The organism is Lysobacter sp. H23M47 (assembly GCF_015209765.1).
Lineage (GTDB): Bacteria > Pseudomonadota > Gammaproteobacteria > Xanthomonadales > Xanthomonadaceae > Novilysobacter > Novilysobacter avium.
Genome location: NZ_CP063658.1, coordinates 1970177 through 1990783 on the forward strand (window position 1 = coordinate 1970177; position 20607 = coordinate 1990783).

17 protein-coding genes are annotated in these 20607 nt (G+C 68.3%); 16 read left to right on the forward strand and 1 reads right to left on the reverse strand.

Annotated features, from left to right (window positions below):
• Positions 1-14 precede the first annotated feature (14 nt).
• From uppS to INQ43_RS08945, 13 genes are all read left to right on the forward strand, one after another.
• Entirely contained in the window at positions 15-773 is a 759-nt protein-coding gene (uppS, locus tag INQ43_RS08885) for a polyprenyl diphosphate synthase (protein ID WP_194033948.1), read from the forward strand.
• Complete coding sequence (locus INQ43_RS08890) at positions 770-1633, forward strand: phosphatidate cytidylyltransferase (RefSeq protein WP_194033949.1); 864 nt, start codon at positions 770-772, stop codon at positions 1631-1633. Before uppS ends, INQ43_RS08890 begins: the two co-directional genes overlap by 4 nt.
• The gene (locus tag INQ43_RS08895; protein ID WP_194036213.1) at positions 1633-2862 is read left to right on the forward strand and encodes a 1-deoxy-D-xylulose-5-phosphate reductoisomerase; all 1230 of its coding nucleotides are present in this window, start codon (positions 1633-1635) and stop codon (positions 2860-2862) included. The genes INQ43_RS08890 and INQ43_RS08895 overlap by 1 nt, the downstream gene beginning before the upstream one ends.
• Positions 2863-2907: 45 nt before the next feature.
• Positions 2908-4326: an RIP metalloprotease RseP gene (gene rseP / locus INQ43_RS08900; protein ID WP_194036214.1), complete on the forward strand. Its 1419-nt coding sequence runs from the start codon at positions 2908-2910 to the stop codon at positions 4324-4326.
• Positions 4327-4432: 106 nt separating this feature from the next.
• Entirely contained in the window at positions 4433-6886 is a 2454-nt protein-coding gene (gene bamA / locus INQ43_RS08905; RefSeq protein WP_194036215.1) for an outer membrane protein assembly factor BamA, read from the forward strand.
• A 17-nt stretch (positions 6887-6903) separates the two neighbouring features.
• A complete protein-coding gene (gene lpxD, locus INQ43_RS08910) occupies positions 6904-7932 on the forward strand; it encodes a UDP-3-O-(3-hydroxymyristoyl)glucosamine N-acyltransferase (RefSeq protein ID WP_194036216.1) in 1029 nt (342 codons plus the stop codon).
• On the forward strand, positions 7929-8390 hold the full coding sequence (fabZ, locus tag INQ43_RS08915; protein ID WP_194033954.1) for a 3-hydroxyacyl-ACP dehydratase FabZ: 462 nt from the start codon (positions 7929-7931) through the stop codon (positions 8388-8390). Before lpxD ends, fabZ begins: the two co-directional genes overlap by 4 nt.
• Positions 8387-9172 (forward strand): acyl-ACP--UDP-N-acetylglucosamine O-acyltransferase, encoded by a 786-nt coding sequence (gene lpxA / locus INQ43_RS08920; protein WP_194036217.1) that lies wholly within the window; start codon positions 8387-8389, stop codon positions 9170-9172. The genes fabZ and lpxA overlap by 4 nt, the downstream gene beginning before the upstream one ends.
• A complete protein-coding gene (gene lpxB / locus INQ43_RS08925) occupies positions 9169-10371 on the forward strand; it encodes a lipid-A-disaccharide synthase (protein WP_194036218.1) in 1203 nt (400 codons plus the stop codon). The genes lpxA and lpxB overlap by 4 nt, the downstream gene beginning before the upstream one ends.
• Before the next feature lie 4 nt (positions 10372-10375).
• Positions 10376-11053, forward strand: a complete 678-nt coding sequence (locus tag INQ43_RS08930; RefSeq protein ID WP_194036219.1) for a ribonuclease HII — start codon at positions 10376-10378, stop codon at positions 11051-11053.
• 309 nt (positions 11054-11362) lie between these two features.
• Positions 11363-12013, forward strand: a complete 651-nt coding sequence (locus tag INQ43_RS08935; RefSeq protein ID WP_194036220.1) for a hypothetical protein — start codon at positions 11363-11365, stop codon at positions 12011-12013.
• 136 nt (positions 12014-12149) lie between these two features.
• Positions 12150-15725 carry a DNA polymerase III subunit alpha gene (gene dnaE, locus INQ43_RS08940; RefSeq protein ID WP_194036221.1) on the forward strand — a complete coding sequence of 1192 codons (3576 nt, stop codon included), beginning with the start codon at positions 12150-12152 and terminating at the stop codon, positions 15723-15725.
• 108 nt (positions 15726-15833) lie between these two features.
• Positions 15834-16793 carry an acetyl-CoA carboxylase carboxyltransferase subunit alpha gene (locus INQ43_RS08945; protein ID WP_194033960.1) on the forward strand — a complete coding sequence of 320 codons (960 nt, stop codon included), beginning with the start codon at positions 15834-15836 and terminating at the stop codon, positions 16791-16793.
• A 69-nt stretch (positions 16794-16862) separates the two neighbouring features.
• Here INQ43_RS08945 and INQ43_RS08950 read toward each other — a convergent pair whose 3' ends face one another.
• Entirely contained in the window at positions 16863-17924 is a 1062-nt protein-coding gene (locus INQ43_RS08950) for an NADH:flavin oxidoreductase/NADH oxidase (protein ID WP_194036222.1), read from the reverse strand.
• Between the two features lie 130 nt (positions 17925-18054).
• On the opposite strand from INQ43_RS08950, the gene tilS reads away from it, so the two are divergent.
• The 3 genes from tilS to INQ43_RS08965 all read left to right on the forward strand — a co-directional run bounded on the left by tilS (position 18055) and on the right by INQ43_RS08965 (position 20581).
• Positions 18055-19371 carry a tRNA lysidine(34) synthetase TilS gene (gene tilS, locus INQ43_RS08955; protein ID WP_194036223.1) on the forward strand — a complete coding sequence of 439 codons (1317 nt, stop codon included), beginning with the start codon at positions 18055-18057 and terminating at the stop codon, positions 19369-19371.
• 63 nt (positions 19372-19434) lie between these two features.
• Positions 19435-19707, forward strand: coding sequence for an exodeoxyribonuclease VII small subunit (locus INQ43_RS08960; protein ID WP_194033963.1), 273 nt, complete (start codon positions 19435-19437; stop codon positions 19705-19707).
• Entirely contained in the window at positions 19700-20581 is an 882-nt protein-coding gene (locus tag INQ43_RS08965; RefSeq protein WP_194036224.1) for a farnesyl diphosphate synthase, read from the forward strand. Before INQ43_RS08960 ends, INQ43_RS08965 begins: the two co-directional genes overlap by 8 nt.
• Positions 20582-20607 lie beyond the last annotated feature (26 nt).

The following is a 20607-nucleotide window of genomic DNA, read 5'->3' on the forward strand; positions in this document are numbered from 1 at the left end:
GCTCCGTCGACACCATGACCTCGCCTGCAGCACCCAACGCCGCCATCCCGCGCCACCTGGCCATCATCATGGATGGCAACGGGCGCTGGGCCGAGCGCCGCCACCGGCCACGCATCATCGGCCATCGTGCCGGCGCGCGCGCGGTCAACCTGTGCATCGATTTCTGCATCCTCAAGGGGATCCAGGCGCTGACCCTGTTCGCGTTCTCCAGCGAAAACTGGGGACGACCGGAGGGTGAGGTCGGCGCGCTGATGAAGCTGTTCATGAACGCGCTGGAACGCGAGGTCGATGAACTCGACCGGCGTGACGTGCGGATCCGCTTCATCGGCGAGCGCGAGCGCTTCAGTCCGGCAATCGTTGCGCGGATGGAATCGGCTGAGCTGCAGACCGCCGGCAATGCCGGCTTGCAGTTGTCGATCGCCGCCAGCTACGGCGGCCGCTGGGACATCACGCAGGCGGCGCGATCGCTGGCCGCCGATGTTGCGGCCGGGCGCCTGCGCATCGAGGACATCGACGAGGCTGCCGTCGGGTCCCGCCTGACCCTGGCCGACGTACCCGCGCCGGATCTGTTCATCCGCACCGGTGGCGAGATGCGCATCAGCAACTTCGTGCTGTGGCAACTGGCCTACACCGAGCTGTGGTTCACCGAAGCGTTGTGGCCGGAGCTGGATGCGGCAACACTGCAGGGTGCGCTCGACCACTATGCTTCCCGTGAGCGTCGCTTCGGGCTTACCGGGGCGCAGGTCGCCCCCCTCCAAGAGAGCACCGAATGACCCGCATCCGCCTGATCGCCGCGTTGGTGATGGCTCCAACCGCCATTGCCGCGATCCTGTTGCTCCCCACTGCGTGGCTGGTGACCCTGGCCGCCGTCGTGTTCCTGATGGGCCTGTGGGAGTGGTATGACCTGTCCGACATCGACGAGACGCTGGCCAAGACCGTCCTGCTGCTGGCCCATCTGGCCCTGATGGTGGCGCTGGTGTGGGCGTCGCGATCCGGCTCGGGCTTCAGCTTTGCGCTGTTCGAACTGGCCACCCTGGTCGGGGTGATCTGGTGGCTGTTGGCACTCGTTTGGCTGGGCCGCTACCAGTTCGCCAGCGACCACACCACGCATGCTCGCGTGTTCAAGCTCGCTGCCGGCGCCCTGGCGATCATTCCCGCCTGGTGCGCCCTGGGCTGGCTGCACGCCAGCGACCCGACTGTCAGCCTGGTGGGATCGATCCCCAAGGGGCACTTCTGGCTGCTGACCGCTTTGATGATGGTCTGGGCGGCCGACAGTGGCGCCTATTTCGTCGGTCGCCAGTTCGGCCGGCACAAGCTGTCGCCGCGCATCAGCCCCAACAAGACCGTCGAAGGCCTGATCGGCGGGTTGGTGGCGGGTGTGGCGATGGCGCTGGCAATCTCGCTGTTGGCCGGCGCCGAGCGCAGCCAGCTGCCCGCGATCGCATTGGTGGCGATGGTGGCGACGCTGTTCTCCGTCGCCGGCGACCTGTTTGAAAGCCTGCTCAAGCGCCACGCCGGGGTGAAAGACTCCGGCACCCTGATCCCGGGCCATGGTGGTGTTCTGGACCGACTCGACGGGGTGCTCGCCGCCCTGCCCGCTTTTGCCCTTGGCAAGGGTCTGATGGGTTTCTGATGAACGCGGTTGCTTCTCCTTCGGACACCATCCGCCACGACATCGCGGTACTGGGCGCCACCGGCTCCATCGGCGGCTCGGCGCTGGACGTCATCGCGCGGCACCCTGAACGCCTGCGCGCGACCGTGCTCGGCGCCGGCCGGAACGTCGCTGCGCTGATCGAGCTGTGTCGCATCCACCGGCCGCTGCACGCCGTGATCGCCGACTCCGACAGTTTCGCCGAGCTGCGCGACGGCCTGGCATCGGCCGGACTCGCAACGCGGGCCCACGCGGGCGCCGATGCGGTCAGCGAACTGGCCGCCGGGGACGACTGCGACACCGTGGTTGCCGCCATCGTCGGCGCGGCGGGCCTGCCTTCGACGCTGGCAGCAGCGCGTGCCGGCAAACGCCTGCTGCTGGCCAACAAGGAGTCGCTGGTGCTTGCCGGCGAGTTGCTGATGGCAGCCGCCCGCGACGGCGGCGCGACGATCGTGCCGATCGACAGCGAGCACAACGCTATTTTTCAATGCCTGCCATCTGCGACCCGACTGGCCGCAGGGGAGCGGGGTGCGGGCCTTGCGCGGATCATCCTCACCGCCTCGGGCGGCCCGTTCCGCGGTCGCTCGCGCGCGTCGCTGGCCGATGTCTCTGTGGAGGAAGCGGTCAAGCATCCCAAATGGTCGATGGGTCCGAAGATTTCGGTCGACTCGGCGACGCTGATGAACAAGGGCCTGGAGGTGATCGAGGCGCGTCACCTCTTCAGCCTGCCCGGCGAGCGGATCGACGTGCTCGTCCATCCGCAGAGTCTGGTTCATTCGATGGTGGAGTTCATCGATGGCTCCACCTTGGCCCAGCTCGGACTGCCGGACATGCGTACGGCGCTGGCGGTCGGACTGGGCTGGCCCGACCGGCTCGAATCGGGCGTATCAGGATTGGACCTTTTGGCGCAGGGCGGACGGCTGGATTTCGAGCAGCCGGACCTGGAAGCGTTTCCCTGCCTGCAACTGGCCTACGACGCGCTGGCGGCCGGCGGCACCGCGCCTGCGGTATTGAACGCGGCCAACGAGGTCGCGGTTGCGGCGTTCCTGGAGCGCCGCATCGGCTTCCTCTCCATCCCTGCGCTGGTGGAGGACACGCTTGCCGCCCTGCCCGCAATCCCGGCCGATTCTTTGAAAGCGCTCCAGGAGATCGATCAACACGCCCGCCGGCACGCCGTTCAGGGGCTGGCCGCCCACCGGATGCCAGCATGAGCGTCCTGATCCTGGTGGCAGATGCAAACGTGGCAGATTCCGTCCATGGCTGAGCTGATCGGTTCCGTCTGGTGGCTGCTGGTCAGCCTTGGCCTGTTGGTGACCTTCCACGAGTTCGGCCATTACTGGGTCGCCCGTCGCTGCGGGGTCAAGGTGTTGCGTTTCTCGGTGGGCTTCGGCAAACCGTTGTTCATGCGCCGCGGCAAGGACGGCACCGAGTACGTGGTCGCAGCCATCCCGCTGGGTGGCTACGTCAAGATGCTCGACGAGCGTGCGCTGATCGAGGACATGCCATCAGCGGACGGCGCTGGCGGAGCCGGCGGCGACCCGGGCGCGACATTGACCGAGGCCGAGCGCGCCGGCGCCTTCAACCGACAATCCGTGTGGAAGCGGATTGCGATCGTCATTGCCGGCCCCGTCGCCAACCTGCTGCTGTGCGTGCTGCTGCTGTGGGCGATGTTCGTCATCGGCCGCCCCGACTACGCACCCGTGCTCGGCCAGGCCACCGGTATTGCCGCAGATGCCGGACTGCAACGGGGCGACACCATCACCGCCGTAGGGGATCGGCAGACGCCCACCTGGAGCGAGGTCCAGATGGCGCTGATTCCATCGGCACTGGATCGCAGCGACGTCCAGCTGCACGTGCTGGATGCGAATGGCAACGCAGGCACCCGGCGCCTGCCGCTGTCGCACCTGCCGGCCGATTTTGACGAGCGCCGTGCGGTGGATGCGATCGGCATGGTGCCGCGCCATCACTCCCTGCCGGCGGTCGTGGGCCAGGTGGCTCCGGATACCGCAGCGTGGGGCGTGCTGGCCGAGGGGGACCGGATCAGCGCCATCGATGGCCGGCCGGTGCAGCAGTGGTCCGATCTCGGGCCGCTGGTGCAGGAGCTGGGCGAGCGCGGCGGACGCGGCATGGTCGAAGTCATCCGCGATGACGAGCGCCTTGCGCTGGAGCTTGAGCCCACCCGCGTCACGCCCGAAGGTGGCGAGACCTATTGGGCCATCGGGATCTCGCCGGCGCGCCCCGAGCTGCCCGGCATGGACGCCGAATTGCGCTACGGCCCGATCGCCGCGGTGCCCGCCGCACTGCAGGAAACCGCGCATCAGGCCGGCCAGCTGTTCTCGATGATCGGCCGCGCTTTCAGTGGCCGGGTCGAGGTGCGCAACACCGTTGCGGGCCCGATCACCATCGCCCGCGCGGCCAATGCCTATGCCGGCCAGGGCGCCGCGTGGTTCCTGTCCTTGCTGGCGCTGCTGTCCCTGAGCCTTGGCATACTGAACCTCCTGCCAATCCCGCTCTTGGACGGGGGACACCTGCTGTATTACCTTATCGAGTTGGTCAAAGGCAGCCCGGTGAGCGAGCGCACGATGGCCTATGGCCAATACATCGGCCTGATGCTCATCGCCGCGCTCATGGGCCTGGCGTTCTACAACGACATCGTGAACAACCTGCTGCACTGATGCCGCCTGTCCTGACTGCCACTGCCGCTACCCGTTCACCCTATTTCGCTGCCTCCCCGGGCACCTGCCCCGGCGAGTGCCGCAAGTTCCCCAACCGGACGTGACAATGACGCGACCCATCCCCCGCCGCCTGCTGGTCCTGGCCCTTGCTTCGGCGCTTTCCACGGTTCCCGCGTTGAGCGCGATTGCGCAGCAGCAGCCGGCAATCGCCGCCCCGGTCGGCCCGTTCACCGTCAGTGACATCCGCGTGGACGGCCTGCAGCGGATTTCCGCCGGCACCGTGTTCACCTACCTGCCGGTCGAGCGTGGCGACACGATGGACCAGGCCGCGGCCGGCGATGCGATCCGCGCGCTGTACAAGACCGGGTTCTTCGAGGACGTCCGCATCGGTCACCAGGGCGACATCCTGGTGGTCACCGTCGTCGAGCGTCCGGCGATCAACAAGCTGACCCTGACCGGCAACAAAGACATCAAGACCGAGGACCTGATGAAGGGCCTCAATGACATCGGCCTGACCGAAGGCAACACCTTCGACCGGCTGAGCCTGGACCGCGTGACCCAGGAACTGACCCGCCAGTACAACAACCGCGGCAAGTACAACGTCAAGGTGACCCCGTCAGTGGCCGCGCTGCCACGCAACCGCGTCGACGTGACCATCGCGGTGGAGGAAGGCAAGGCCGCCCGGATCCAGCACATCAACCTGATCGGCAACGAGCTGTTTGACGACAAGGAAATCACCGGCGGCTGGGAGTCGGGCGTCCACAACTGGCTGAGCTGGTACCGCCGCGACGACCAGTACTCGCGTGAGAAGCTCTCCGGCGACCTGGAAAAGCTCAACAACTTCTACCTGGACCGTGGCTACGTCGACTTCAACATCGACTCCACCCAGGTCGCCATCAGCCCCGACCTGCAGGACATGTTCATCACCGCGGGCGTGACCGAGGGCGAGCAGTACAAGATCTCCAGCGTCGAGATCACCGGCGACACCGTGCTGCCCAAGGAAGACATCGAGAAGATGGTGCTGGTCAAGCCCGACCAGGTGTTCTCGCGCAGCCTGCTGGAAATCAGCTCCGATGCAATCACGGCCACGCTGGGCAACATCGGTTACGCCTTCGCCCAGGTCAACCCGATTCCCGACGTGAACCGCGAGGACAAGACGGTCGCCATCGCGATGCAGGTCGTCCCCGGACCGCGCGTCAACGTCCGCCGGATCAGCTTCAAGGGCAATACGCGTACCGCCGACGAAGTGCTGCGCCGGCAGATGCGCCAGTTCGAAGGTTCCTGGTACTCGCAGGCCGCGATCGACCGCTCCAAGATCCGCATCCAAGGCCTGGGCTATTTCGACAAGGTCGACGTGGAAACCGTGCCGGTCCCGGGCACCAGCGACCAGGTCGATGTCGTCTACAACGTCAACGAGGTCGCGGCAGGCAGCTTCGTGTTCGGCCTGGGCTACTCCCAGCTGACCGGTCTGAGCACGCAGGTGCAGGTGTCGCAGAACAACTTCCTGGGCAGCGGCAACCGGATTGCCGTGCAGGCGCAGCGCAACGACTACCTGCAGCGCTACGACTTCTCCTTCACCGATCCCTACTTCACCGACAACGGCGTGTCGCTGGGCTACAACCTGCGCTGGAGCGAGTTCAACAACTCCAACTTCAACACCGCGCGCTACTCCTCCACCAGCGGCTTGGCGCAGATGGTGCTCGGGGTGCCCATCACCGAGACCGACAGCTTCACCACGCTGCTGGGCGTCGACAGCAACCAGATCTTCGCCTACCGCGGCTCCACGCCAGAATCCATCGTCGACTACATCGACGCCGTCGGCCAGCGCACCTTCCACGCCTGGCGCGGTGAGATCGGCTGGGCCCGCAACACGCTCAACAGCGCGCTGACGCCGACCCGCGGCATGTCGCAGCGCCTGTGGCTGGAGGCGACCCTGCCCGGCTCGACGGTCGAGTACTACAAGCTCAACTACAGCCTGTCGCATTTCTGGCCGCTGTCGCGCCACCTGGTGCTCAACACCCGCGCCGAACTGGGTTATGGCGACAGCTACGGTGATGCGTCGGTACGCAACATCTGCTTCACCGCGCCCACCCAGGACAATCCGGATCCGGTGCAGACCGAGAATTGCGACCCAAGCTCGGCTGACTACGTCAAGACCGTCACCGCCGACGGCCTGCCGTTCTTTGAGAACTTCTACGCCGGTGGTACGCGCTCGGTCCGCGGCTTCAAGGACAACACCCTGGGCCCGCGCGAGGCTGCGCTGTACAGCAGCTACCTGCAGCCGATCGGTGGCGCGGTGAAGACCGTCGGCTCGGTGGAGATGATCTTCCCGACCCTGATCGACAGCACGGCGGCGCGCGTCTCCGCGTTCCTCGACTTCGGTAACGTGTTTGCGAGCACCGACGATTTCGATGCCGGCGAGCTGCGCGCGTCCACGGGTCTGGCGCTGATGTGGCGCTCGCCGATGGGTCCGATCACGATCAGCTACGCGTTCCCGGTCAAGAAGGAAGACGGCGACCAGCTGGAGCGCCTGCAGTTCACCTTCGGCGGCTCGTTCTGACGACGGACCCGGCCGTCATGCCCTCCCCTGCACCAACCGTGGCCGAGCTGGCCGAGCGGTTCTCGCTCGGCGTGCGCGGCGACGCGACCGCGCGCATCCGTGGCGTCGGCACGCTCGCCAATGCCGGCGAGCACCAGCTCGCCTTCCTGGCCAACCCCAGGTACCGCGGCCAGCTGGACGACTCAACAGCGGCCGCCGTGGTGATGCGCGTCGCCGATGCCGAGGGCTACCGTGGCACGGCGCTGGTCGCCGAGGACCCCTACACCGCGTTCGCCAAGATAGCCGCCGTGTTTGAAGTGCTGCCCGTGCGCGAGCCCGGCGTCCACCCGATGGCCGACGTCCACGCCGACGCGGTGGTCGACCCTTCCGCGCACGTCGGCGCCTTCAGCAGCATCGGTGCCGGCAGCCGCGTCGAGGCCGGCGCCTTCGTCGGCCCGGGCTGCATCGTCGGTGAGGACTGCGTGGTCGGCGCCGGCAGCGAGCTGCTGGCGCGCGTCACCCTGGTCACCCGGGTGCGGCTGGGCCGGCGCGTGCGCATTCACCCGGGCGCGGTGATCGGTGCCGACGGCTTCGGCCTGGCGATGGACGCGGGACGCTGGATCAAGGTGCCGCAGCTGGGCGGCGTGGTGATCGGCGATGACTGCGAGATCGGTGCCAATACCTGCATCGATCGCGGCGCGATCGAGGACACGGTGCTGGAGGAGGACGTCCGCCTGGACAACCTGATCCAGGTCGGCCACAACGTCCGCATCGGCGCGCACACCGCCATGGCAGGTTGCGTCGCCATCGCGGGCAGCGCCCGCATCGGTCGTTACTGCATGATCGCCGGCGGTGCCGGCATCGCCGGGCATCTGGAGATCTGCGACCGGGTGGTGGTGACGGCAATGAGCCTGGTGAGCAGTTCGATCCGCGAACCCGGAGAATACTCGTCCGGCACCGGGCTGATGGACAATCGCAGCTGGCGCAGGAACGCCGCGCGATTCCGGCAGCTGGACAGGATGGCGCGCCAGTTGCGCGACCAGGAACTTAAGGACGACACGCAATGACCGATGCACTCAAGCTCCCGATCGATGTTCCAGGTATCCAGGCGATGCTGCCGCACCGCTACCCGTTCCTGCTGGTCGACCGGGTGACGGAGCTGGAGCCGAACAAGCGCATCCTGGCCTACAAGAACGTCACCAACAACGAGCCGTTCTTCAACGGCCACTTTCCCGGCCAGCCGGTGATGCCCGGCGTGCTGGTGATCGAGGCGCTGGCCCAGGCCGGCGGCCTGCTCACCCAGCTCTCGCTGGGCGGGACGTTCGAGAACAAGCTGTTCTACCTGGTCAAGATCGACGGTGCGCGGTTCTCGCGCATGGTCGTCCCCGGCGACCGCCTCGACCTGGAAGTGGTCCTCAAGCGGACCATCCGCAACATGGCGCTGTACCAGGGCATCGCCCGGGTCGACGGCGAGCAGGCCGCGTGCGCCGACATCCTGTGTGCCGAGGTCGTCAACAAGCCATGAGCCCGGCGCTCATCCATCCCAGCGCGATCGTCGAGGCCGGGGCCCGGCTCGCCGACGGGGTGACGGTGGGCGCCTTCAGCTACATCGGTGCGGACGTGGAGATCGGCGCCAATACCGAGATCGGGCCGCACTGCAGCGTCCACGGACCGGCCCGGATCGGCCGCGACAACCGCTTCATCGGCCACGCCGCCATCGGTGGCGAGCCGCAGGACAAGAAGTACGCCGGCGAGCGGGTCGAGCTGGTCATCGGCGAGCGCAATACGGTCCGCGAGTTCGTCACCATCAACCGCGGCACCCGCGGCGGCGGCGGTGCGACCCGGATCGGCGACGACAACTGGCTGCTCGCCTACACCCACATCGCGCACGACTGTGTAATCGGCAACGACTGCGTGTTTTCCAACAACGCGACGCTCGCCGGTCATGTCGTGGTTGGCGACCACGTGATCCTCAGCGGGTTTGCCGGTGTCCACCAGTTCTGCCGGATCGGCGCGCACGCCTTCATCGGCATGGGCGCTTTCGTCAACGGCGACGTGCCGCCGTTCGTGATGGTCGCCCAGGAAGGCTACAGCCGCCCGCGCGGGATCAACAACGAAGGCCTGAAGCGGCGCGGCTTCGACGCGGGACGCATCGCGATGATCAAGCGTGCCTACCGCGCGCTGTACGTGGCCGGCCATTCGCTGGAAGAGGCTCACGCCCGACTCAGCGAGATGGCAGGCGACAGCGACGACGTGCGCGCGCTGCTGGACTTCATCGACAGCGGCGATCGGCCCCTGCTGCGGTGAGCGACAACCGCGCCGTGGCGGAGATCTTCAACGAGCTCCCCCCGACCCGACCCAAACGCATCGCCCTGGTGGCCGGAGAAGCCTCCGGCGACCTGCTGGGTGCCGACCTGATCGAACAGCTCCGCCTGCGCTGGCCCGGCGCGGAGTTCGTTGGCGTGGGCGGCGCGGCGATGCGCGATGCGGGCATGGAGACCTGGTTCGATGCCTCCGAGCTTGCGGTGATGGGGCTGTCGGAAGTGCTGCGCCACCTGCCGCGGCTGTTGCGGCTGCGCCGCGAACTGCGCGCGCGCGTGCTGGGGTGGCAGCCCGACGTGTTCATCGGCATCGACGCGCCGGACTTCAACCTGGGCGTGGAGAAGTGGCTGAAGCAGCGCGGCGTGCGCACGGTGCATTACGTCAGCCCGTCGGTGTGGGCCTGGCGCGAGAAACGCGCGGCGCGGATCGGCCAGAGCGCGGATCTGGTGCTGTGCCTGTTCCCGATGGAGCCGCCGATCTACGCCCGCCACGACGTGGACGCGCGATTCGTCGGCCATCCACTGGCCGACACGATGCCACTGGTACCCGACCGGGATGCAGCGCGTGCGACGCTGGGACTGGATCCGCAGCGACCCGTGCTGGCGCTGCTGCCCGGCTCACGGGTGGGCGAAATCCAGCGCCTGGGTGCCGACTTCATCGGCGCGGCGGCGCGCGTGCTTGCCGCCGAACCCACCCTGCAAGTGGTCGCACCGATGGCCGGGCCTCAGGCGCGCGACGCATTCCAGGACATCCTATCCAGCCATCCTGACGCGACCGCCCTTTCGCGAGCGCTGAACGTGGTGGACGGCCAGTCGCGCACCGCGATGGTCGCCAGCGACGTCATCCTGCTGGCGTCCGGCACGGCCACGCTGGAGGCGATGCTGGCCAAACGGCCGATGGTCGTCGCCTACAGGGTGTCCGCGCTGACCTACCTGCTGGTGAAAACCCTCGGGATGCTCAAGGTCGACCATTACGCGCTGCCCAACGTACTTGCAGGCGAGGAAGTCGTGCCGGAGCTGATGCAGGACGACTGCGGCCCGGAGGCACTGGCCGATGGGTGCCTGAAGTGGATGCGCGGGGGCGACACTCGCGCCCTGCAATCGCGCTTCCTGACGCTGCACGACTCGCTGCGCCGCGGCGCCTCGGCGCAGGCTGCACAGGCGATCGTCGAGCTCGTATCCTGAGCCGATGGGTCGCTGCACCGGTCAACTCACGCTCCCCCTCGAACCCGTCCGCGTCGCCGGGCCGTTCGCGGGTGTCGACGAGGCCGGCCGTGGGCCGCTGGCCGGCCCGGTCGTGGTCGCTGCGGTGGTGTTTGCGCCGGGGCGCACTCCGGTCAACGGACTGGACGACTCCAAGGTTCTGTGCGCGCGGCGACGCGATGAGCTGTACGCGCGGATCGTGGAGCGCGCACTGGCCTGGCATGTGGTCGCGGTCGAGGTCGAGGAGATCGATCGCATCAACATCTACCAGGCCACCATGACCGGCATGCGGCGCGCGGTGGAGGCCGTCAGCCACCTTGCGGTCGCCGCGCGCATTGACGGCAACGTGATCCCGAGGAATTTGCCCTGCCCCGCGGAGGCCTGGATCGGTGGCGACCGCCGCGATCGCGCGATCATGGCCGCCTCGATCCTCGCCAAGGTCACCCGCGATCGCCTGATGTGCGCGCTGGACGAGCAATGGCCGAATTACGGCTTTGCCGCACACAAAGGCTATGGCACCCCGGCGCACCTCGCCGCGCTGGACCGGCACGGCGCCTGTCCGCACCACCGGCGTACTTTTGCCCCGGTGCGGAAGGTCGTCGAGCGGGATTCGTCCGTTCTCAAGCACCCTTTGCCCGTCCACCCAGTCTCGCTTCAAGATTGATCAGGTGATGAACGGGGACGAGCCCGGGAAGCGGGCGCCGGGCGTTCAGCGGCCGTTTCGCAACCGCAGATAAACCATCGCGCCATCCCTTATGCACGGGACCGTCGGCGTGGGATGCGTGCAGCGCAGGAATACTTCCGGCACTCGCCAGCGGACCGGCGTGCGCGCAGGCTGGAGTCGTGGAGCACGCCGGATCGCAGACCCGTCGCACGGCGATTTGGCGGCTCTGGCCTGTCGCGGATGACGGTCGCTGCCGTTGGATCCGCCAGCCACCCCGTCCAGGCATGGACAAGCATTGAGGTCATCCTCATGAACACGTCCCTGTTCGTCGCGTCCCCGCTGCCGGCAAGCCTGTTCAGCGGCGCCCCGCGATTCCACTCAAACCGCCACTCGATCGGCGACTTCGTACCCGACCCGGTCCGTCTGGCGCACTTCAACGCCCTGCTTGTACAGATCAGCACCGAACACCCGCAGGTCGATGCCGACCAACTGGCCACCGCAGCCCGCGAGCTGATACTCCAGGCCCGGGACGGACGTATCCCCCAGTCCATCCGCGAGCGGATCCGACGCGCCGGCGCCATGGACCTGATGCAGTCCGATCCGGAGTGGGAAACCGGGGCTCAAGCGGCGATTGCCGCGGCAACCGCACTGGACTACCTGCATGGCAAGGACACGCTCATACCCCGCAGCCTGCCGGTGGTGGGCTGGCTGGACGGCGCGGTCGTCGTCGAGACCGCTTGGCCGACGCTGGCCGACGAGGTGCGCGACTACCTCGACTTCTGCCGCCTGCGCCGCATCGAGGCGCGGTTGCGCGGTGAGGACCGGCGCTATTTCGGTTTCACCCGTGACCAGCTCGACGATGCGCGACTCGCCGAATTTCTCTGGATCGAGCATTGCCGCAGGACCGGCCGCAGCAGTTACCTGGCCGCGGACGAGGCCGGGCGGTTCCGGGTGAACTGAACGCAGGCGCGTCGCGGACCGACAACCCGCGACGCGCAGACGCGCGCCGCTGCCGGTGCTCGCTTGTCAAGGCCTTGCCGGGCCGACGGTGGCTGATACTCTGGGCGTTGCCCCAGCCGGTCGGTCCACGGCACGAATGCCAGCTCGCTTCACCCACCTGCACCTGCACAGCGAATTCTCGCTTGTCGACTCCACCATCCGGGTCAACGAGCTGGTCAAACGCTGCGTGATGCTTGGCCAGCCCGCGGTCGCACTGACCGACGTCAACAACCTGTTTGCCGCGGTGAAGTTCTACCGCGCCGCCGAACAGGCCGGAGTCAAGCCGATCCTGGGCGCGGACGTCGGGCTGGCCGATGGCAACGAGGCCAGCTCGCGCCTGACCCTGCTGTGCCGCGACCACACCGGTTACCTGACCCTGTCGCGCCTGCTCAGCCGGATGTGGATGGAGGGCCACCGCACCGACAGCGTCGCGCTGCGCCCGGAATGGCTGCGCGAGGACAACGAGGGCCTGTTCGCGCTGGCCGGACGACAGAGCCTCGCCGGGCGCATGGCGACCTCGCAGCGACCGGAATTGGCCGAGGCGTGGCTGGCGGACTGGCAGGGCATCTTCGATGACCGCCTGCATCTGGAGCTGACCCGGACCGGGCGCGCCGACGAGCCGGTGTTCAACGAATTCGCGATTCACGCCTCGGCCAAGCGCGGCCTGCCGCTGATCGCCAGCAACGATGTGCGCTTCCTTGACCGCGACGGCTTCGATGCCCACGAAGCCCGCGTCTGCATCTCCACCGGCCGCGTGCTCGACGACCCCAAGCGGCCGAAGGAGTACAGCGCCGAGCAGTACCTGAAGTCGTCTGAAGAGATGGCCGAGCTGTTCGCCGATGTCCCGGATGCGATCGACAACGCGCTCGCGCTGGCGACCCGCTGCAACGTCGAGATGCAGCTGGGCACCTACTACCTGCCCGCGTTCCCGGTGCCCGACGACCACACCATCGAGTCCTGGCTGCGAAGCCAGGCGCACGACGGGCTGGACGCGCGGCTGCAGAAGGTGCTGCAGGTCGAGGGCCGGCTCGCAAACGACATGACTCGGCAGGACTACGAGGACCGCCTCGACACCGAGCTGGGCGTCATCCTGTCGATGGGCTTTCCGGGCTACTTCCTGATCGTTGCGGACTTCATCAACTGGGGCAAAGAACAGGGCATCCCGGTCGGTCCGGGGCGCGGCTCCGGTGCCGGCTCGCTGGTGGCTTGGGCGCTGGGAATCACCGATCTGGACCCGCTGCCCTACGACCTGCTGTTCGAGCGCTTCCTGAATCCGGAACGCGTGTCGATGCCCGACTTCGACATCGACTTCTGCATGGACCGCCGCGACGAGGTGATCGACTACGTCGCGCGCAAGTACGGTCGCGACCGGGTCAGCCAGATCATCACCTACGGCACCATGGCCGCCAAGGCGGTGGTGCGCGACTGCGGGCGCGTGCTGGGCCATCCCTATGGTTTCGTCGACGGCATCGCCAAGCTGATCCCGATGACCCTGGGCGTGAGCCTGCGCGATGCGCTGGGCGAGTCGGAGGCCGCAAAGAAAAACCCAGAGCTGGCATCGGGTGACCTCATCGCGCGCTACCACGCCGAAGACGACGTGCGCGACCTGCTCGACCTGGCGCTCAGCCTGGAGAACCTGACCCGCAACGCCGGCCGCCATGCCGGCGGTGTGGTGATCGCGCCCTCGCCGCTGAGCGACTTCTGCCCGCTGTTCGCCGAGCACGATGGCGAGGGACGCGGCAAGACGCCGGTGACCCAGTTCGACAAGGACGACGTGGAATCGGTCGGCTTGGTGAAGTTCGACTTCCTCGGCCTGCGCACGCTGACGATCATCGACTGGGCGGTGAAGGCGATCAACGTGCGCCGCGCCAGATCCGGCGAGGAACCGCTGGACATCACCACCCTGCCGCTGGACGACAAGGCCACCTACGAATTGTTCGCCCGCGGCGAAGGCGTGGCGGTGTTCCAGTTCGAGTCGCGCGGCATGCGCGAGCTGCTCAAGCGCGCGCGCCCGGACACCTTCGAGGACATCATCGCGCTGGCAGCACTGTTCCGGCCCGGCCCGCTGGGCTCGGGGATGGACAAGGACTGGGTCGACCGCAAGCACGGCGTGGCCGAGGTCAGCTACCCGCATCCGTCGCTCGAGCCGGTGCTGGGCCCGACCTACGGCGTGATCGTGTACCAGGAACAGGTGATGCAGATCGCCCAGGTGATGGCGGGCTATTCGCTCGGCGGCGCCGACCTGCTGCGCCGCGCGATGGGCAAGAAGAAACCCGAGGAAATGGCCAAGGAGCGGGCCAAGTTCGAGGCCGGCTGCCTGGCCAACGGCATTCCGGCCAAGGTCGCCAGCCCGATCTTCGACCTCATGGAGAAGTTCGCCGAGTACGGCTTCAACAAGTCGCACTCGGCCGCCTATGCCTTGGTCGCCTACCAGACCGCCTGGCTGAAGGTGCACTACCCGGCCGAGTTCATGGCCGCCGTGCTGTCCTCGGACATGGACAACACCGAGAAGGTCACCGGCTTCCTGGACGAGTGCCGGGCGATGAACCTGCAGGTGTTGCCGCCGGACGTGGACGCCTCGGCGTACATGTTCGAGGCGGTGGCGCCGGACACCGATGCTGTACCGGCCGGCGCCGATGCCAAGCCGCCGGTTGGCACGATCCGCTACGGCCTGGGCGCGGTGAAGGGCGTGGGTCACGGCGCGTGCGATGCGATCGTGCAGGCGCGCCGCGCCGGCCCCTTCGCCGACCTGCTGGATTTCTGCAAGCGCGTGGAAGGCGGCAAGCTCAACCGCCGCGCGCTGGAAGCGCTGACCCGCGCCGGCGCCCTGGACAAGCTGGGAAAGAATCGCGCCAGCCTGATGCTGCAACTGCCCGAGGTGGTCCGCGCGACCGACCAGCTGGCCCGCGAGCGCGAGGCCGGACAGGTCAGCCTGTTCGGCGGCGGCGACGCCAGTCCGGCGCTGCACATCGAGCTGCGCGAGACCGACGAATTCCCGCTGGGGCAGCTGCTGGCCGGCGAACGCGAGACACTGGGCCACTACCTCAGCGGGCACCCCTTTGATCCGTACCGCGACGAGCTGCTGGACCTGATCGGCCACGACCTGGGCGCGCTGGAGCGGATCTGGGAATCGCGCCCGGAAAGCGCGCGCAGCGGCTGGCGCCCGGAGCTGGACACGGTCGTCGCCGGCCAGGTGGTCGCGCTGCGCAAGAAGGGCGACAGCCAGATGTTCGTGCAGATCGAGGACGGCAACGGCCGCCTCGAAGTCGCGTTCTTCTCCGAGACCTACACCGACTTCGCGCCGCTGCTGACCCGCGATCGCCTGCTGGTGATCAAGGGCGGCCTGCGCGAGGACGCCTTCAGCGGCGGTTTTGCGCTCAAGGCCGAGCGCTGCTGGGACTACAACCAGGTCTGCGCCGATTACGCCAAACGGCTGTCGCTGCGGCTGGACCTGCAGGTGCCCGGCACCTGGCAGCGGGTGGATGCGCTGCTGACCCGTCATCGTCCCGGCGGCGCCAGGGTCCGGCTCGATCTCCTGCTGCCCGCTGCCGCCGGCATGGTCGACCTGCCGGCCGCCGGATCGGTACGGGTGGACGCGGAACTTGCCGGCCTGCTCCGCGCGGAACCCGGCGTGCGCGCGGTGAAGCTCGCGCTGGACCGGCCCTGGGGCTGAACGGGTAGTGCACACCTCCGCGTGCGCTGTGGCTTGCGGCGTCCGCGCAGAGGGGTCGGTTAGACTGTCGCCTTCACGGCAGTACGGCTGCCCGAGCCCAGGCATCCCATGAACCCGAACTACCTCGATTTCGAACAACCCATCGCCGACCTGGAAGCCAAGATCCAGGAGCTGCGCCAGGCCAGCCGCGGGTCCGCGGTGGATGCCGACAGCGAAGTCCACACCCTGCAGGACAAGCTGCGCAAGCGCACCGCGCAGATCTTCCGCGACCTCACGCCGTGGCAGGTATCGCAGCTGGCCCGGCACCCCGCGCGCCCGCATACCAACGACTACATCCGGGTGATGTGCGACGAGTTCCAGGAGCTCGCCGGCGACCGCGCCTATCGCGACGACCCGGCTATCGTCGGCGGTTTGGGTCGGATCGGCGGGCGACCGGTGGTGATCATCGGCCACGAGAAGGGCCGCGACACCAAGAGCAAGGTGCGGCGTAACTTCGGCATGCCACGGCCCGAGGGCTATCGCAAGGCGCTGCGCCTGATGAAGCTGGCAGAGCGTTTCCAGCTGCCGGTGCTGACCTTCATCGATACGCCGGGCGCTTATCCGGGCATCGGCGCCGAAGAGCGCGGCCAGTCGGAAGCCATCGCCCGCAACCTGCTGGAAATGGCCGAGCTGAAAGTCCCGATCATCTGCACGATCATCGGCGAGGGCGGCTCCGGCGGTGCGCTGGCGATCGGCGTCGGCGACTGTACCGTGATGCTCGAGCACAGCACCTACTCGGTGATTTCACCGGAGGGCTGCGCCTCGATCCTGTGGAAGGACCCGGCCAAGGCCAAGGACGCCGCCGAGCAACTGGGCCTGACCGCCAAGCGCCTGCACGGGCTGGGCCTGATCGACAAGGTGGTGCGCGAGCCCACCGGCGGCGCGCATCGCAATCCGCGCCAGATCGCGACCCGGCTCAAGGCGGTCCTGCTCAACGAGCTGGACACGCTGCAGGCCATGCCGGTCGACGAGTTGCTGCAGCAGCGCTACGAGCGGCTGCGCGATTACGGGGCCTACGAAGCGGCATAACCCGGCCCGACGAGCTCCGAATCGCGGCTCAGCGAGTCGCGGCCGACTCCGGCATGCGCTTCTGCCGCGTCACCAGGCGCGCTGGTATTGCACCGGTACCGGCAGTTTCGCCCCCAGTTCGCGGGCAGCCCGCTGCGGAAAGTACGGGTCGCGCAGCAGCTCGCGGGCCAGCAGGACCATGTCGGCGTCGCCCTTGGCGACCAGCGCTTCGGCCTGCGCCGCATTGGTGATCAGGCCGACCGCGCCGGTCGCAATGCCGGCCTCGCGGCGGATGCGTGCGGCGAAAGGCACCTGATATCCCGGCTCGACCGGGATCGTCACGTCCGGCACCAGCCCGCCGGATGAAACATCGACCAGATCGACGCCGTGGCCGGCCAGCAGCCGGCTCAGCGCGATGCTCTGCTCGATGTCCCAGCCCCCTTCGGCCCAGTCGGTCGCCGAGATGCGCACCCACAGCGGCAGGTCCGCCGGCCATTCATTGCGCACCGCATCGAGCACTTCCAGCAGCAGGCGGATCCGGTTCTCGAAACTGCCGCCGTAGTCGTCCTCGCGCCGGTTCGACAGCGGGGACAGGAACTGGTGGAGGAGATAGCCGTGGGCGGCGTGGACTTCCAGCAGCCGGAAACCCGCCGCCAACGAGCGACGTGCAGCCATCGCGAAGTCCGCGATGAGACGGGCGATGCCGGAACGGTCGAGCGCCTGAGGCTGCGCGTAGTGGACATCGAAGGCCAGCGCCGTGGGCGCCACGGGTGTCCAGCCCCCGTTGGACGGAGCGACGGCTCCACGACCCCGCCACGGCGCGTAGGTGCTGGCCTTGCGCCCGGCGTGGGCCAACTGGATGCCGGCCACTGCGCCCTGCTGCTCTATAAAGCCTGCGATTCGGCTCCAGGCGTCGCCCTGGGCGTCGTTCCAGATGCCGGTGTCCTCCGGCGAAATCCGCCCCTCGGGCGCGATCGCCGTGGCCTCGGCGATCACCGCGCCCGCACCGCCGGCCGCGCGGCTGCCCAGATGCACCAGGTGCCAGTCATCCGGCATGCCATCGCGGGCCGAGTACTGGCACATGGGAGAGACCACCAGACGGTTGCGGAAGTCGACGGATCGTTGCTGCAGGGGTTCAAACAGGTGGCTCAAGGCGTGCTCCCATCGCGATTCAAGCGGTCAACGTTAACAAGCACGACGGTACGCACGCGTCACGGGGCGGCGTGACGGCCCGGCGTCGGGGGCCCGGCCGCAAGTATTGCGCCGTGGCACCATCTGCCCCATGCACACGCCCAGCTCCCGGCCGGCCGGAGATCTCCCGGGCCAGCCCTTCCACGATCGCCCCGACGCGCCGCTGCTGGTCGGCTTCAGCGGTGGGCTCGATTCCACCGTGCTGCTGCATGCACTGGCCAGCGATGCGGCCGTTCGCGCGCGTGGACTGCGCGCCGTGCACATCCACCATGGCCTGCAGGCCGATGCCGACCGTTGGAGCGCGCACTGCGAGGCGGTGTGCCAGTCGCTCGGGATTGCGCTGGACACGATCCGGGTCGCGGTGCGAGCTGATGGAGCGGGCACCGAGGCCGCGGCGCGCGATGCCCGCCATGCGGCATTCGCCGATCTGATGGCGCGCGGGGAGGTGCTGGTGCTGGGCCACCACCGCGACGACCAGGCCGAGACTTTCCTGCTGCGCGCGTTGCGTGGATCGGGCGTGGACGGCCTCGCGTCGATCCGGCGCTGGCGGGCGTTTGGACCGGGACGGCTGTGGCGACCGCTGCTGGATACCTCGCGCGAGATGCTGCTGGCCTATGCGACCGCGCACGGCCTCGACTGGATCGAGGACCCCAGCAACACCGATTGCAGTTTCGATCGCAATTTCCTGCGCCAGCAGGTCCTGCCGCTGCTGCGCTCGCGTTGGCCGCATGCCGAATCGGCGTTCGCGCGTTCCGCCACCCTGTGCGGGGAAGCACAGCAGCTGCTGGAAGAAGAGGACGCGGCTGCGCTGGTCGCGAGCACCGGCGAAAGCCCGCGAGTGCTCTCACGCGCTGCGCTGCGCACCCTCCCCGACGCTCGCCGTGCGCGCGTGCTGCGACGCTGGGTCGCCGGACTCGAACTGCCCCCACTGCCGGCACACGGCGTGGCACGCATCGAGGCGGACCTGCTGCACGCACGCCCCGATGCCTCGGCGCGCCTCCAGTGGAACGACGCGGTGATCCACGCCTGGCGCGATGGGCTGTACGCAAGCAGGGTGCAGGGCGAAGTGCCGCTTGGCTGGACCGCAGCCTGGGACGGCGGCGAGCCGTTGAAGCTCCCACACGGCGAGTTGACCCTGGACGGCGCACCGCTCCTGCCATGGCCCGGCCTGGTCACGGCCCGGCGTGGAGGCGAGCGGATCACCCTGCCGGGCCGCACCCACAGCCACTCGCTGAAGCACCTGCTCCAGGATCTGGATGTTCCGCCGTGGCAACGAGACGGCCTGCCCTTGTTGAAGAACACTGACGGCGCGGTGCTGGCCGTGGCCGACCTGGCCTACGCAGCGGAGTTCGCCGCCTGGCTGGACCTGCACGGTGCGCGCCTGCGGTGGCTGCCGACCGATCATTGACCCTCATGGGCCCGCAGCTCGCCTTGCATTGACCCTCCGCGCGCGCTGGCCGACACTGCACGGATGCCCCGCAAACCCGATACCGAAGCTTCGCCCGTTGCCCATTTCGAAACCTCGCTGGATGCACTCGAACAGCTGGTCGACAAAATGGAAAAGGGCGACCTGAGCCTGGAAGAATCGCTGGCCGCCTACGAACGTGGCGTCGGCTTGTACCGCAGTTGCCAGACCGCGCTGGAGCAGGCCGAGCTGCGCGTGCGCCTGCTCAGCGACCCGCAGGATCCCGACAGCGGCGAGGAATTCCATCCCCTGCCCGATCCTTCCGCGCCCGATGCCTGAGACGCGTCTGGCGCAGTGGCGGGAGCGGATCGACCTCGCCCTCGCCGCGGCACTGCCGAGCGCCGACAGCGGCCCCGGCCGCCTGCACGCGGCCATGCAACACGCCGCGCTGCTGGGTGGCAAGCGCATGCGGCCGCTGCTGGTCTACGCCGCCGGCGACCTGTGCGGCGCGGATCCCGCCGCCCTCGACGCCCCGGCGGTGGCGATCGAACTGATCCACGCCTACTCGCTGGTGCATGACGACCTGCCGGCGATGGATGACGACGACCTGCGCCGCAACCAACCGACGGTGCACATCGCCTTTGACGAGGCCACCGCGATCCTCGCCGGTGATGCCCTGCAGACCCAGGCCTTCAGCGTTCTCGCTGATGCGCCGGTAACGGACGCGATCCGGGTCGCCCTGATGCGCACGCTCGCCCTTGCAGCCGGAAGCAGGGGCATGTGCGGCGGGCAGGCGCTGGACCTGGCCGCCACCGGCAATGGCGGCGCCATCGGGATCGAGGCACTGGAGCATCTGCATGCACTCAAGACCGGGGCCTTGATCCGCGCCGCTGTGCGCATGGGAGCGCTGTGCGGCAACGCAGGTACGGATGATCTCGCGCGGCTGGATGCCTACGCTGATGCCCTCGGCCTGGCGTTCCAGGTCCGCGACGACATCCTCGACGTCGAGGGCGACAGCGACACGCTGGGCAAGACAGCGGGCAAGGACGCCGCCCAGGACAAGGCCGCCTTTCCTGCGCTGCTGGGAATGGAGGCCTCGCAAGCCCGCCTGCAGGCGCTCGCCGCGCGCATGGACGATGCGCTGGAGCCGTTTGGTGAGCGCGCCGGCATGCTCGCCACCCTCGGGCGCCAGGCAGTGCAGCGCAGCTTCTGACCGGTTTCGTCCCCAAGCCTCGTAAG

Bases quoted from the DNA above. Each gene is read 5' to 3' on its own strand.
- uppS (WP_194033948.1), top strand. From the start codon at position 15: ATGACCTCGCCTGCAGCACCCAACGCCGCCATCCCGCGCCACCTGGCC.
- INQ43_RS08890 (WP_194033949.1), top strand. From the start codon at position 770: ATGACCCGCATCCGCCTGATCGCCGCGTTGGTGATGGCTCCAACCGCC.
- INQ43_RS08895 (WP_194036213.1), top strand. From the start codon at position 1,633: ATGAACGCGGTTGCTTCTCCTTCGGACACCATCCGCCACGACATCGCG.
- rseP (WP_194036214.1), top strand. From the start codon at position 2,908: ATGGCTGAGCTGATCGGTTCCGTCTGGTGGCTGCTGGTCAGCCTTGGC.
- bamA (WP_194036215.1), top strand. From the start codon at position 4,433: ATGACGCGACCCATCCCCCGCCGCCTGCTGGTCCTGGCCCTTGCTTCG.
- lpxD (WP_194036216.1), top strand. From the start codon at position 6,904: ATGCCCTCCCCTGCACCAACCGTGGCCGAGCTGGCCGAGCGGTTCTCG.
- fabZ (WP_194033954.1), top strand. From the start codon at position 7,929: ATGACCGATGCACTCAAGCTCCCGATCGATGTTCCAGGTATCCAGGCG.
- lpxA (WP_194036217.1), top strand. From the start codon at position 8,387: ATGAGCCCGGCGCTCATCCATCCCAGCGCGATCGTCGAGGCCGGGGCC.
- INQ43_RS08930 (WP_194036219.1), top strand. From the start codon at position 10,376: ATGGGTCGCTGCACCGGTCAACTCACGCTCCCCCTCGAACCCGTCCGC.
- INQ43_RS08935 (WP_194036220.1), top strand. From the start codon at position 11,363: ATGAACACGTCCCTGTTCGTCGCGTCCCCGCTGCCGGCAAGCCTGTTC.
- dnaE (WP_194036221.1), top strand. From the start codon at position 12,150: ATGCCAGCTCGCTTCACCCACCTGCACCTGCACAGCGAATTCTCGCTT.
- INQ43_RS08945 (WP_194033960.1), top strand. From the start codon at position 15,834: ATGAACCCGAACTACCTCGATTTCGAACAACCCATCGCCGACCTGGAA.
- tilS (WP_194036223.1), top strand. From the start codon at position 18,055: ATGCACACGCCCAGCTCCCGGCCGGCCGGAGATCTCCCGGGCCAGCCC.
- INQ43_RS08960 (WP_194033963.1), top strand. From the start codon at position 19,435: ATGCCCCGCAAACCCGATACCGAAGCTTCGCCCGTTGCCCATTTCGAA.
- INQ43_RS08965 (WP_194036224.1), top strand. From the start codon at position 19,700: ATGCCTGAGACGCGTCTGGCGCAGTGGCGGGAGCGGATCGACCTCGCC.